Genomic DNA, 13,316 nt, shown 5'->3' with positions numbered 1-13,316 from the left:
AATTAAATTCATTGGAAAACTTGTTTTGGTTTAAAAATCATTAAAAGTGTCTTGTTCTTTGGCAAGAGAATGTTACAATATAACACTTTTTTGATATTAGAATGTTTAGCAGTCACTAATCTGGCGATTTTTTAGCAGAAAACTCTTTGCTGAACCAGACTCAAAAATCGAATCGTTAGGTTTAAAAAGTACTGTAATGGTCATGATATGTCTGAAATTAATATTGACGTACAACTGATAAAGTCAGGAAAGCTCTCTACCAGTGGGCTTTTACAAAAAGTGGATAGTTACCCCTCATTAACATCTATATGTCCTATAAATGGAGGAAACCATGTATCTTAATTATTATAGATTCCGCCTTTCAGGTGACGCCCAACTTTTCGCCCAAGAACAAACTGCAGCAAACATCGAACAAATTTTACATGATACCCACAACCTGAAGTTAATACGGGTGGCCATCGATTTGACTGCTCCTAACCCAAGTATCAGCTTATTATGTAAATCCCCAAATGCCCAAGTTTTACAAACAACAATCGCTGAGCCTTTAATGGAAAAAGGGATCGCACTCACCGAATTGATGGAGAATGAAACCCTTTGGTATGATGAGGAAACACCGCATGAACATCCTATTTCTCCATCCAAACCTGTACATTCTGAACATCTTAAAAAGAAGCGAAAAAAACGTAACCCGCATGAGCATGCCCATGCAGATTCTCATACACAGTCTCCAGACCATGGTCAGGGTCATGTCCATAGTCATGAGCACGGTCACGGCCACAGTCACGGTCACGGTCACGGTCACGGTCATTCTGATGAGGATGGTCATGAAAATCATTGGCTTAAAGCTGCATTAGGTTTGATTTGGGGAATAGGTCTGCTCGCTCTCTCTATTGCCAGTTTTAATATTCCTCTAACAGCCTATATTCTCATAACTGGGCTTACCACTTTGATGACCTTATATTTGGGATATAATGTATATAAATCAGCATGGTATTCATTGCTTGAAAAGAAGTGGGATACTACTGCTTTATACACGATCAGCACTTTAACTATCGTCGCGGTGTCGCTTGCAAGCCTGTTTGTTCCAGGACTCCCTATGATGTTCGAGGCGGCTCCATTAGTTTTGGGGTTTTGGCATTTAGGTGAAGGAATTGAACATACCTTAGTCGGTGCAATTGAAAAAAAATTAGATGTACGTGATTGTTTGCCTCTATCAGTCCTATTAAAGGGTAAACCCAATAAAGAAATTTCTGTCCGAAATTTAATTCCTAACGATAAGATCATCATTAGAAAAGGAGAGGTGATTCCGGTTGATGGAATATTAACGCAGAAAGCATTGCTTTATACGACTCGCATTGATGGCTCTCCCGAGCTTAAGGAGTTCAAGCCTGGGGATGAGGTGAAAGCCGGTATGCGCTTAGCCGATCATATTCCTTCATTGGAAATGCGCGTTACAACTACTTATCAAAAATCTTACCTGTCATTAATCGCAGAAAATATTGATAAAGCCAATGATGAAAAAGCACCCGTCGAGCTATTTGCAAATCAAGTAGTGAAGTATTTTGTTCCTGGTTTACTTTTAGTCGCTCTTGTTTCGGGTATTGTCATAGGTTCTCTGTTTACTCCTGCACTTGCTATTCAATGCGTGATCTCCGTTCTTGTCAGTGCATGTCCCTGCGCTTTGAGTTTGATTACACCCATGGCAGTTAAAATCGGCATGAAAAAAGCCTCTGAAAACGGAATTCAGTTTAACAATGGAAAAGATTTACAAGCAGCATCTGATATAGATACCGTTGTTTTTGATTTAAATGGCACCCTTACCCAAGGAAAAAGTGTGGTTCAATCACTAAAAATTGACGATAAAAGATTTTTGCGCCACCTCGCATTATTAGAAAGCCAATCCGAGCATCCGATGGCAACAACTATTAAGTCTTATATAGCAGACCAAGGCATTGTTGCAGACGAGCAGTTAGAAATAACCTCCGTTGATAAAAGCTACCATTCGGGCATCAAAGGCGTCATTAATGGCGAAACATTCATGGTAGGCAATAAAGAGATGCTGCTGGCGAATGGAATTACTACGATAAATGAACCTTATAATGATCCTAAAAAGGGTTCTGTATATATTGTGTGCGGGACCCAAGTCATAGGGCAAATTGCTTTATTTGACCCTCTACGTGAAGACGCTTTTGCTACTGTAGAACAATTAAAAGAGCTTGGAAAAACAGTACACATTTGTACCGGCGCAGATCAAGACACTGCAGAAAAATATGCTGCATTACTAGGTATTTCCCCCCAAAATATTAGTGCAAATACAGTAGGTACGGCCACTAAGCCTAATGAGAAACCTAAAAAAAATTACATCCAAGAGCTAAGACGCAAAGGATATAAAGTGGCGATGGTAGGCGATGCCATCAATGATCTGGAAGCCTTTGCATACGCTGATCTCGCCATTGCAGTTAAATCTCGTATTGGTGATAAGGTCATCCAACAAAAAGCAGGTATCGTAATTCAGCAAGGCGTATTATTTCCTATCGCCACTGCATTTGATGTGGCAGCCAAAACCAAACAAAATATTGCCCAAAATTTGTTTGTGAGCTTAACTTATAACTCAGTCATTACTCTAGTGGCAGCTGGATTGTTTGTGGCTATTGGTTTTGCGCTGAATCCCATACTCGGTGTTGCCATGATGGTGCTTGAATCCGCTATTGTCTTAACTAATTTATACCGGTTTAAACAACAGGAAGTTGTATTAGCAGAAACGAATAAAGGTACCACACTCGATTTAGAAACGCCTAAAGAGAAAACCCTTAATCCATTGTCTGCATTAGGTTTTCCCCCTCAACCTAAAAAAGATTTAGTACATATCGAAAAACCTCAAGCTACGGGACCTTATGTTAAAAATGTATTTGCACCTGCAGAACCCAAGCAGGTTCTGCATTCACCCAAGCCAGGTTCACAAGAGCACTTATTTCAACTCTGTTGACGCCATGGATCCTTGTGCCGGCTTTTAAATCGCGCAGCACCATTTCAGGTGGTGATCAAACCTAAACATGCTGTATTTATCGTATACCCATTTTAAAGGGCATTGGGTGGCATATGCAGCTTGTTATCGTCCGAGAAAGACTCTTTTTTAATTTTCGCTCTACTTGCGTTCGTGCTGGGATTCCAAAAAAGAAACCGTCTCTCTCTATCGTCATTAGGAACTAATAGGCACTGTTCCTCAGGGAACTCTTCCCAGATCAAATGACAGGGATCCTCAAGCTGATAGTCACTTAAATGAGTGTCTGAAAGTAATTGATTTTTAAATCGATCCGCATACAAAACACACTGATAAACCGAAATAAATTTTTGATATTCACTAAAAGAAAACTGTTCGTAATGGTTACTCCTGCGAGCATAAAGAAGAAACATCAATTCATTCACTGCTGTTGATGACTGCAGATCCAGAGTGATTGATTCTGCACTATTTTTTTTATTAATTATAAGTTTCATGGATGACCATTTTCTCAATTGCCCCTTATCCATTAATATATAATGGGAAGAAATCAATATCTAGTAAACCACTAAAATGGTTCTGAGCTTCCTAAATCATGCCGGAAAATACCCTGGCGCAACCCATGAAACACAAATTCTGATAAGAAGGTAGAAGTAACATGTTGATCTTAGCTTAAGCGCTTCGCTTCTCCCCATCTATGATCAACATGTTCGCATGCCTCAAATTTCGATACATTTATCAGGCCAAACACCACATTGAACTTGCCCAATATGCTTTTTTTGCAACAGCAGCATCACCAAACGCGATTGCCCTATGCCACCACCAATTGTTTGCGGCAAAGAGCCAGAAATCAATCGCTGATGCCAATCATAATCCAAACGATGTTGATGGCCTGTTAATGCCAATTGATATTTCAATATGGCTTCATTCACTCGAATACCCATAGAAGAAATTTCAAAAACATCATCGATGATTGGGTTCCATACTAGAATATCTCCATTTAAGCCTGTAAATCCCACCTCATTGACTGAGCTCCAATCGTCATAATCTGGAGCACGAACATCATGCGGTTTTCCATTTGATAAAGAACCTCCAATTCCAATTAAAAAAACAGCACCATATTTTTTGGTAATAGCCCGCTCTCTTTCTTTAGGAGATAGATTAGGATATAAAGCAAGTAATTCTTCTGTATACATAAAATGAATGTATGAGGGTAGAAATGGAGTTAAACCATAAAGATCACTGACCGTTTTTTCCGTTTTTTTTATGGCATCATAGAGCTCGATGACCGTTTGTTTTAAATAATTCAAGCCACGGTCTTTAGTATCAATAACACGTTCCCAATCCCATTGATCCACCAACACAGAATGAGTCGCACTTAATACCTCTTCGTCAGGTCTTAAAGCGATCATATGGGTATAAATGCCTTCTCCAGTTGGAAAGGCGAATTCTCCGAGTAACTTTCTTTTCCATTTAGCTAAGGAATGAACGATCTCATAAGTACGATCCGGTATGGCTTTAACCTTGACTGAAACTGCTTGTTCTGTACCTGACAAATTATCTTGCACACCATCACCTACACAAGCCAATAATGGTGCTTGCACTTCAACGAGGCCTAACCGGTGTTCGAGTTCACGAGAAAAAAAAGATTTCACAAAACTTATTTGTTTTTGTTTTTCAATAAATGCCTGTTTCATTCAACTACCCCACAATATAATTAAGTTAACATTATATTGTATTTTTCCATTATTTTTATTATCAAATTAAAATATGTATGGATATAAAAAATAATATTTAATAAAATAGCAATTAAATTAAATTATATATAAAAATACCCCATGAAAGACCTGGAAAATTATCAAATCGATGATCTTGACAAAAAAATACTCCATGCATTAATAAAAAATGCACGTACAGCTTATGCAGAATTAGCTAAAGCTTATGCTGTAAGCCCGGCTACAATTCATGTTCGCGTTGAAAAAATGCGACAAGCAGGTATTATTGAAGGGGTGCATGTGCACATTAACCCCAAACGGCTGGGGTATGATGTCTGTTGTTTTATCGGGATAACTCTGAATCATGCGAAAGATTACCAATCCGTCCTTAAAAAGTTAGAAGCTCTGGAAGAGGTCCTTGAGGCTTATTACACTATTGGGCATCATTTTAATATTTTTATTAAAGTCATGTGCCAGTCGATTGATACCTTACAGCAACTATTGGTGAATAAAATTCAGCTTATTGAGGAAGTGCAATCAACCGAAACCCTTATCTCCCTGCAAAATCCAATTATGCGCTCGGTTGTTCCTTAACCCCGGATGTTGATTTACATGATTTTGGCGTTTCCCATGCTTGCCCGAGAATCCAGTGTTAGTTCTGGATGATATTGATAGCTTGCAACATTATCGACGCGATTAAATTATGCTAATTCGATATTAGCGATCCAGGTTATCGATTCATCGGAGAGGTTCATCGGTAACGCGTTATAAAGAGAGTTATTATCAGGTTGTAAGTTGCATTGATGTCGGATTTTGCATCTCCAAGCTTCTCAAAAAGTGGTTGCATATTTATTACTAAAACTCATAGACGATTATTGTTCAGAGTTTTTAACGGAATTCTCATTCGGAGGAACCACAATAGCAAAAGGTTCACTGGAACTGCCTTCGATGAAATTATTTAATAATTGCACTCGAACTAAAACTCTCATTGTTTTACTTTCCTCAGAACATTTTGTTTCTTGAGGTTCACGTTTACAATTTGCAACTTGATGTACCGTATCGATAGGACTGTTGTCGCTATCAATCACTTTTTGGTGTTCTAAATCAATAAGAGTTAATGCCAAATGACTCAGCTTCCATTCATTTCCTTCCGCAGTGTAACCCACACGTCGTTCGTGAACCAGGGTAACCTTTTGCCCTCTTTTAAGCGTGGTTTCATATTCCCATATTGGTTTTTCTACTGTTAGCTCACTTTCTATAATATTATCTTTCTGTTGAAATGCTTTTTCCATGTTGAGATACCCCCAGCCGTAGGTTCTATTCCACGCGGAGCCCATGATTTTAGTATGTCCAGAGTCTGCTGTACCGGCATCAGTCCAGGTATCTGCACTGTTAATAAGTAAGGCTTTGATGGCCATAGGATTAGTAATTCCTGCATCCTGTAATAACAAGGCAGAAGCACCTACATGCGGTGCTGCAGAACTGGTGCCACCCATGAGGCGGTATCCATCTTTATACTTCATCGCATTCGAATAGACAAAGCCATAGACTTTAGGATCAGGCGCGCATGTAAAGGTATCATGACCTGGGGCGGTTAAATCAGGTTTACGTCTTCCAAATGGTGTAGGCCCTCGGCTGCTGGTTTCCCTTATTCGATGTTTGCTTCTATCTGCTGTTTTGACGATAACCGAATCATTTTCAGTAACCACTGTATTCATATTGGCAATTGTAAGTCCATTGTAATTATCACCAGGAACGGTTAGCGTTGTGGCAAAAGTAAATTGATGTGCTGGCTCTATATATCCAGCATTTCCCGCTGATTTTACCCAGAGGATTTTTTGGGTATTCACCACATAGTCTATGACTTTTGCGAGCCCGCTCCATTCAGGACATGCAGGACAATTTAAATCCAGTCGACCATTTCCCATACTGTAATTAATAATAGTGGGCTTAATTTCAGAACGGTTCACCATCCAATCCAAAGTTTCCATAGTACGCATAATACTTGTGGGATCCGCGGTTTCCTCTCCAGCTAACCCAGAAATGATGGTAGATACTCCATAAGCCATGCCTTTGTATTTTTCATGGTTACTCGCATAAATACAGGCTACCCCTGTTGCATGGGGTTCTTTTACGCCATTAAGATGATTTGAGTACCCAGAACCTACATCTTGCTGCACTATTAATTTTTTGTTGGACAAAGAAGGATGCAAAGGATCGACCCCAGTGTCGATTATGCCAACAATCCCTTTTTGACCAGTATAACCATGCGCCCACCAATTATTTACATTCGGATAAAAAGATGAAGGCGCCAATTTTATCACTTGGGCATTAACATCCAACTCCGGTGAGGCTGCGGTATGTGAAGAAATTTGTGCCGCTGCGTCTAAATGAGCAATTTGATAGAGTATGTTGCGATCTTTTGGAACTTGGAGTGCGACTGCAGGCATAAACCCTAAATCTTGAATATTTACATCGGGAATTTTTTTGATTTCCTCGATAAACGATTCTTTTTCCAATTGGTTATGCAAGAAAACCAGAAGTGATAATGTGGCCTGCTTTGAACCTTTGGGATATTTAAACTTTTGAAGTACGTCGGCATCGATAATTGCCTTTGCGGAAAGAATAGGACTTACAACGACTAACATCATTGCAAGATAAAATCTTTTGAATGTATACCCCATAGAGTTCCTCATTGGCGCGGTCTAACATAATAAATAATTTTTACCTTCCAGGTTGGCAAATTATTGTTATTCTTTGCATCCACAAAAGAATTTTAAAGCAAGGGGCCAAAAGAGGAAAGCGGTCTCTATAAAAAAATTCTTTCGATACAACAATATAGTGTCACACCAAGTATTATTTCAGATTTCGAGGAATAAAATTGATTGTTTTAGCCTAGGGGTATCCCATTATTTTTCAGAAATAGCTGGATATTACGAGTTCAGTGAATTTAAATCGTACTGGCATTGTTGCAATTACTGCATAAACAGTAGTTTAGATATTTCTTCGCTGGCAGAAAGACACCATGCAATGTTGAGTGCATCGGTATATTGCAAGGGCTTGATGATGCAGCCTGATACATGTAACTCACTTTTAGCAATCTTTTCTTTAGTCGTATATTCACCGGTAAGTAAAAAAACTTTAACTTTATCAAAATCAAACGTTTTTCTTACTTCCTTCAAAAAATCGATACCATTCATCTTGGGTAAGTTGAGATCAAGCAATATCACCCTCGGGTTAATTTTTTGCTTGCCATGACGTCCATACAACATATCCAGTGCTTGTTTCCCATCCTTGGCTATAGCAATATTCACCTTTTTTTCCATTTTGGCAAATACATGTTGCATCGCTTCAATATCAAAAATATCGTCTTCTATATATAAAATATCCACGTCCATAGTTAGAATCTCCTATCGTTTAGCAGATGCTATAAATCCTTCTCATACTTTATATTATAATATACCTCAGAATATTGAGCGCCGAGACTTGTGGATTATAAGAATAGTGTAGTTACTGATCCCAGTTGAATTCTGATTTTGAACACTCAACTGAATCAACCATCTTGTTGGAATCAGTTGGTTGCTGTTGAGATGCTGGTTTCCAAAACATATCTCTAGGTAGAGAAATTTGGTATTTATTTAAAGTCTTACTTTTTTCATCGACAAGCAAGTCAATTAATTTATCATTTGAACTTGCTTGTGGACGTCGTAGATTCGCAAACTTGGCCGAAAATCTTATTTTTTCATTCAAGGGCTGAATTAGACTAAAATAATCATTCAAATGTTGTTCAAGATTCTCTGCACATGATTTAAATGTTTTTAAATAGTTGCTCAAACACAGATCTGAATCCATTTCCACAAAAACCTTGATATCAAATTTTGCTCGTAATTTTTCTTCTAAAAAAATATCAGGCCCAAAAACAATAACATCGCGCTGAGCATTTTCAACTGCAGCGAGGAGTAACTCCATAGAATCAAAGCTAGAACTATCAATGAGCACGGTGGTCTCTTGCTTTAATAAAGAATAACATCGCTCACTGAGCCCTTTAAAATCACTGCCTATAGGTCCACAAACAGCCAGTATTGTCATTGTAATTGCCACGTTGATTAAAATAGCGGCAATAATACCTTGTTGGTAGCCAATTTAAAACTATTAAATCAAATTATAAGCAAAAATACGTGATGGATGATTTCGACTATTCTTAAAAGATCTTATTTAAAGGTTTACTATAGATCCTTACGTTCTGCCATTTACATTAACCATGGGATCAGATCTTAAAACCCGATAAGATATACCTTGCCATCAGATTAGAGTAATTACCCAATAGCTTTTCAAATCTGCTCAACATTGGAATGAAATTCTAATTCATTAAAAAAGGAGTTTATTATGAAAATAAGCTGTTTATTAGGCACTTTGTGTTTATCACCCCTTCTTGCTTTTGCTCATTCGGATCCCGGTTTAGATGGTCTTATTTTTTCTCCCGTCACTGAGAATAAAAATACCGTAGTCAGACATTATAGTAATGAGCAAGTAAGACCCAATTTGCAGCAAATGACTCAAAGAACCGTTGATTTTCCAACTCAAATCGTGCGTGTTCGAGGGAATGTCAAGGGAATGGGTCTCAGTTGCGAAGAAGTGGAAAATGAAATTGAACGTGTTTTTTCAAAAAAAATCACCCCTGATTTGTTTACTTACAACACGTACATCAATTGCAGTTATGATCAGGAGAGCCCCGATGAAGAAGCGGTAAGTTTTTCTATCCAGAGTTATTTTGATCCATTAACCGATAAAGCCGTTGATTATTTAAAAGCCTATCTGCAAGAATATAATGGATACAATTTATTTAATGCATCAACATTAGACTTTGAGAGCGCCAAAGGTGTTATTGTATCGATGAATCTGAATGCGGGTTTAAAAAACAATCCCAACCAAGTTCCCATGATGCTTTACCGCCAGGATCGGAACAATCTTTATTTTAAAAGTAATTTTGAAATGAGAAAGGAATTAATTGCCGATATTTATCAACGATTTTATTCGAACAACCCCGAGGTGATTCTACCCTTTTTAGACAAATGGATTTTCTCTTTTGCAGGCACCATTTATCACTCGATTTTAAAAGCATCCAATTATCTTGAATTACAACCTGAACGTATCTTTGTGATGGAAAAGGAAGGAGATATCTTTGTATCGGATTTAAGATTTTATTTCGCCAACCTGTGTATGAAGAGAAACCCGAATAAATATTGCCTGTAATGAATCATTCTGAACCCGCTAGAGTAGGTTGGGCCTTGGCCCAACATTTCCTCAAATGAACATTGGCGCTTTTGTGGGGTCAAGGCCCGACCTTCCCACAACAATTTATCCTTTATGAAATATCATCGTTACATCAATCGGATCAAAAGTATATTTCTTATTGCAAAAATCACATCGAATCGCTACTTCACCTTGTTCTTTTAATAATTCTTGTGCCTCTTCCTCACCTAAAACATTCAATACCTGTTTCATTTTCTCCAGGCTACAGCGACACTTGAACTGCGTTTTACGGCTATCAAATATCCGTAGTTCCGTTTCATGATAAAGACGATGCAGCAATGTTTCATTATCTAAAGTCAGGAGCTCAATTTCACTGACTGTTTGACCTAATTGGACGGCATATTCCCAAAATTGTTCTCTTTGTATCGTATCTTGGCCTGGCATTAATTGCAGTAACATCCCCGCTGCTGCGCTCTCATTAACAGCCAACCAAACACGCGTCGATACCTGTTCGGATTGAGCAAAATAATTCATTAGATTCTCACCCATGGATGTTGATTGGATAGGAACCATGCTTTGGTAAGAGTTCGTTTGATTGTTTTGATTAATGGTAATGACCATCTGTCCTTCGAGAAAAGCGGTAGCGTATTCTTTGGTTTCCAGATTTTCAGCAAATTGAGCAAAAGCTCGTACATTAAACTCATGGTCACATTGTACCAATAATAAAGGAAGTCGTTTATCGCCCTGAAATTGCAAATTTAAACTGCCTTGAAATTTAATACTCGATGCCAAAAGCAGACAGGAAACGATAGCCTCCCCCAACAAATTTTTAACCATCGGAGGATAGTTCCGTTGGCTCATAATCGTTTGGAAAGTATTTTCAATATGGACAATTTCACCACGAATATTGGCATGCTCAAAAATAAAGCGTTGTAGGGTATCAGATTCTTTCATAACAGACTCAAATAAAATGTCGGCAAACCACAAGAGGACTGTGGCCGTGCAAAGTATAACATAATTTTTTTATAATTTTCCTGGAGAAAAAATTATCTTGAACTATGCTTTTAGAACCTCCCTCTGAAAATTTAAAGGACTAAATCATGATAGATAAAAACATACTTGCCCCCCTCTTTAAAACCATTGATAAGGTTGTTTTTGGTATTCAAGAATCAAAGGAGCCTGAAACCAAACCCGAATTCATTGAAATTGATAGTGAAGAAGAGTTTGATGTCGAACGCTCCATGAATTAGTAGTTGATTCAATTGCCTAAGCGGGCAATAATTGCTCTTTTTTGAGTGAGAACCCCTTAAGATGTTGAATAGCCAACAAATGGCAGCGGTACGTTATATTGATGGACCTTTATTAGTTCTTGCTGGAGCTGGAAGCGGTAAAACACGAGTCATAACGCAAAAAATAGGCTATTTAATTAATACTTGCGGCTACGCCGCCAACACAGTATGTGCCGTAACTTTTACGAACAAAGCAGCCAATGAAATGCGTGCTCGCGTTGCAGCCGTTCTGCCAGCAGCAAATCGCCGAGGTTTAAAGGTAGCAACCTTCCATACTTTAGGCTTAAGCATGATTAAACATGATCTTGCTTTATGTGATCTGAAAAAAGGCTTTTCTATTTTTGACAGTGAAGACTGTTTACAAATCCTAAGAGGTTTTTTACCTACAAATAAAGCAACGGAACGCGAATTTATTCTTCAAATTCAACAGCGAATTTCGCGCTGGAAAAATGATTTTCTCACGCCAGAGCAAGTCGTTAAAAACCCTGCTGATGCACCTTATTATGAGGAAGCCGCCCTCCTGTACCCGCGTTATCAGCAGGCACTAAAAGCCTATAATGCAGTTGATTTTGACGACTTAATTCGTCTTCCCGTTAGTCTCTTGACCGAACATCCATCGGTAGCAGAATATTGGCAAAACAAAATACGCCACTTATTGGTCGATGAATACCAAGACTCCAATACCAGCCAATATCTTTTAGTAAAAAAATTAACTGGAATCCAAGCCCGTTTCACTGTAGTAGGTGATGATGACCAGTCAATTTATGCATGGCGGGGTGCTAAACCTGAAAATTTGCAACAATTACAGCAGGATTACCCTCAATTAAAGATAATTAAGTTAGAGCAAAACTACCGTTCAACGAACATTATTTTACATACCGCCAATCACCTCATTGCCAACAATCAACATCTATTTGAAAAAAAATTATGGAGCGAGTTTGGCCACGGCGAACTTTTACGTGTTATTCGTTGTAAGGATGAGAATGATGAAGCAGAGCAGGTCGTTGCTGATTTAATTAGTCATAAACTACGCGCCCGAACAGAATATGGTGATTACGCCATTTTATACCGCGGTAATCATCAATCACGCGTGTTTGAAAAAGTACTTCGCCATTATGGTATTCCTTATAACATCAGTGGTGGTCAATCGTGGTTTGCCAAAGCAGAAGTCAAAGATGTGTTTGCCTACCTGAAATTGTTGTGCAATGAGGCAGATGATGCCGCTTTTTTAAGAGTAATTAACACGCCCAAGCGTGGCATAGGCGAGTCCAGTCTTGATGCCTTAGGACATTATGCCCAAAACCGCGGGATTAGCCTTTATAATGCAGCAGATCATCTTGCCCTCAGTGAGTATGTTGCAGAAAAACCTCGAGCTGCACTGCTTGTTTTTAAATCTTGGATAGAAGAAATCAAAAAACGATTAATGAATGGATCGATTATTGAGCTTTTAAAACAAATGGTCGAAGACAGTGGGTATGAGGCCTATATTTACGAACAATGTGACACTCCAGCAAAGGCTCAGAAAAAGATGGACAATGTCTGGGAATTATTGGAGTGGGTAGGACGTTTGTTAACTAAAAATCCAGAGCAAAGTTTAGCTGAAGTCATCAACAAATTAATTTTGATCGACATCTTGGAACAAGCAGATGAACAAGACAATCAGACCTTACAACTGATGACCTTACACGCATCAAAAGGGTTAGAATTTCCTTATGTTTATCTGGTGGGTATGGAAGAAGAGTTATTACCCCATCGAGTCAGCATTGATGAAGATCAAATTGAAGAAGAACGACGTTTGGCTTATGTTGGGATCACACGGGCACAAAAAGGATTATGCTTTACCTTAGCCAAACAAAGACGTCGGGCCGGAGAATTGCAAGACTGTTTGCCCAGTCGATTCTTGGATGAACTACCCCCTGAGCATTTGGAGTGGTTTGGTAAAAATGTCGAACGCTCCGAGGAACAATCAAAAAATTTGGCGAAATCGCATTTAGCCGGACTGAAGAGTTTATTGAGTGAATCGTAGCTTGAAGTCTGGGGCATCGAAGGTAGCTAAGACAT

The 13,316-nt window shown here is 38.6% G+C and carries 11 protein-coding genes; 5 read left to right on the top strand and 6 right to left on the bottom strand.

Annotated elements, in window-relative coordinates:
• Positions 1-331: 331 nt before the first annotated feature.
• Positions 332-2,986, top strand: coding sequence for a heavy metal translocating P-type ATPase (locus EL022_RS04245; RefSeq protein ID WP_028382517.1), 2,655 nt, complete (start codon positions 332-334; stop codon positions 2,984-2,986).
• A gap of 92 nt (positions 2,987-3,078) precedes the next feature.
• Here EL022_RS04245 and EL022_RS04240 read toward each other — a convergent pair whose 3' ends face one another.
• Entirely contained in the window at positions 3,079-3,495 is a 417-nt protein-coding gene (locus EL022_RS04240) for a hypothetical protein (RefSeq protein ID WP_051544519.1), read from the bottom strand.
• Between the two features lie 222 nt (positions 3,496-3,717).
• Positions 3,718-4,695 (bottom strand): aspartate--ammonia ligase, encoded by a 978-nt coding sequence (asnA, locus tag EL022_RS04235; protein ID WP_028382516.1) that lies wholly within the window; start codon positions 4,693-4,695, stop codon positions 3,718-3,720.
• A 141-nt stretch (positions 4,696-4,836) separates the two neighbouring features.
• Between asnA and asnC the strand changes: the two genes are divergently transcribed.
• Complete coding sequence (asnC, locus tag EL022_RS04230) at positions 4,837-5,307, top strand: transcriptional regulator AsnC (RefSeq protein ID WP_028382515.1); 471 nt, start codon at positions 4,837-4,839, stop codon at positions 5,305-5,307.
• Positions 5,308-5,585: 278 nt separating this feature from the next.
• On the opposite strand, the gene EL022_RS04225 is transcribed toward asnC, so the two are convergent.
• The 3 genes from EL022_RS04225 to EL022_RS04215 form a co-directional block, all read right to left on the bottom strand.
• On the bottom strand, positions 5,586-7,397 hold the full coding sequence (locus EL022_RS04225) for a S8 family serine peptidase (RefSeq protein WP_028382514.1): 1,812 nt from the start codon (positions 7,395-7,397) through the stop codon (positions 5,586-5,588).
• Between the two features lie 291 nt (positions 7,398-7,688).
• Positions 7,689-8,111, bottom strand: a complete 423-nt coding sequence (locus tag EL022_RS04220) for a response regulator (protein ID WP_028382513.1) — start codon at positions 8,109-8,111, stop codon at positions 7,689-7,691.
• Positions 8,112-8,223: 112 nt separating this feature from the next.
• The gene (locus tag EL022_RS04215; RefSeq protein ID WP_035901353.1) at positions 8,224-8,802 is read right to left on the bottom strand and encodes a nucleoside/nucleotide kinase family protein; all 579 of its coding nucleotides are present in this window, start codon (positions 8,800-8,802) and stop codon (positions 8,224-8,226) included.
• Positions 8,803-9,099: 297 nt separating this feature from the next.
• Between EL022_RS04215 and EL022_RS04210 the strand changes: the two genes are divergently transcribed.
• Positions 9,100-9,966: an Lpg0189 family type II secretion system effector gene (locus tag EL022_RS04210; protein ID WP_028382511.1), complete on the top strand. Its 867-nt coding sequence runs from the start codon at positions 9,100-9,102 to the stop codon at positions 9,964-9,966.
• 105 nt (positions 9,967-10,071) lie between these two features.
• Here the strand turns inward: EL022_RS04210 and hslO are convergent, their stop codons facing one another.
• Positions 10,072-10,920, bottom strand: coding sequence for an Hsp33 family molecular chaperone HslO (gene hslO / locus EL022_RS04205; RefSeq protein ID WP_028382510.1), 849 nt, complete (start codon positions 10,918-10,920; stop codon positions 10,072-10,074).
• 146 nt (positions 10,921-11,066) lie between these two features.
• Here hslO and EL022_RS16040 point away from each other — a divergent pair, with 146 nt between their 5' ends.
• Together EL022_RS16040 and EL022_RS04200 are read left to right on the top strand one after the other, a co-directional pair.
• A complete protein-coding gene (locus EL022_RS16040) occupies positions 11,067-11,216 on the top strand; it encodes a hypothetical protein (protein WP_164715635.1) in 150 nt (49 codons plus the stop codon).
• Positions 11,217-11,277: 61 nt separating this feature from the next.
• Positions 11,278-13,281 (top strand): UvrD-helicase domain-containing protein, encoded by a 2,004-nt coding sequence (locus EL022_RS04200; protein ID WP_028382509.1) that lies wholly within the window; start codon positions 11,278-11,280, stop codon positions 13,279-13,281.
• The last annotated feature ends 35 nt before the right edge of the window (positions 13,282-13,316 follow it).

This window comes from Legionella cherrii (genome assembly GCF_900635815.1).
GTDB classification, from domain to species: Bacteria; Pseudomonadota; Gammaproteobacteria; order Legionellales; family Legionellaceae; genus Legionella; species Legionella cherrii.
The sequence above is the reverse complement of the archived record's forward strand: the minus strand, read 5'-3'. Positions and strand labels throughout refer to the sequence as shown.

What these genes read in the sequence shown, in the direction of transcription:
- EL022_RS04245 (WP_028382517.1), top strand. Translation starts at nt 332, where the DNA reads ATGTATCTTAATTATTATAGATTCCGCCTTTCAGGTGACGCCCAACTT.
- EL022_RS04240 (WP_051544519.1), bottom strand. Translation starts at nt 3,495, where the DNA reads ATGAAACTTATAATTAATAAAAAAAATAGTGCAGAATCAATCACTCTG.
- asnA (WP_028382516.1), bottom strand. Translation starts at nt 4,695, where the DNA reads ATGAAACAGGCATTTATTGAAAAACAAAAACAAATAAGTTTTGTGAAA.
- asnC (WP_028382515.1), top strand. Translation starts at nt 4,837, where the DNA reads ATGAAAGACCTGGAAAATTATCAAATCGATGATCTTGACAAAAAAATA.
- EL022_RS04225 (WP_028382514.1), bottom strand. Translation starts at nt 7,397, where the DNA reads ATGGGGTATACATTCAAAAGATTTTATCTTGCAATGATGTTAGTCGTT.
- EL022_RS04220 (WP_028382513.1), bottom strand. Translation starts at nt 8,111, where the DNA reads ATGGACGTGGATATTTTATATATAGAAGACGATATTTTTGATATTGAA.
- EL022_RS04215 (WP_035901353.1), bottom strand. Translation starts at nt 8,802, where the DNA reads ATGACAATACTGGCTGTTTGTGGACCTATAGGCAGTGATTTTAAAGGG.
- EL022_RS04210 (WP_028382511.1), top strand. Translation starts at nt 9,100, where the DNA reads ATGAAAATAAGCTGTTTATTAGGCACTTTGTGTTTATCACCCCTTCTT.
- hslO (WP_028382510.1), bottom strand. Translation starts at nt 10,920, where the DNA reads ATGAAAGAATCTGATACCCTACAACGCTTTATTTTTGAGCATGCCAAT.
- EL022_RS16040 (WP_164715635.1), top strand. Translation starts at nt 11,067, where the DNA reads ATGATAGATAAAAACATACTTGCCCCCCTCTTTAAAACCATTGATAAG.
- EL022_RS04200 (WP_028382509.1), top strand. Translation starts at nt 11,278, where the DNA reads ATGTTGAATAGCCAACAAATGGCAGCGGTACGTTATATTGATGGACCT.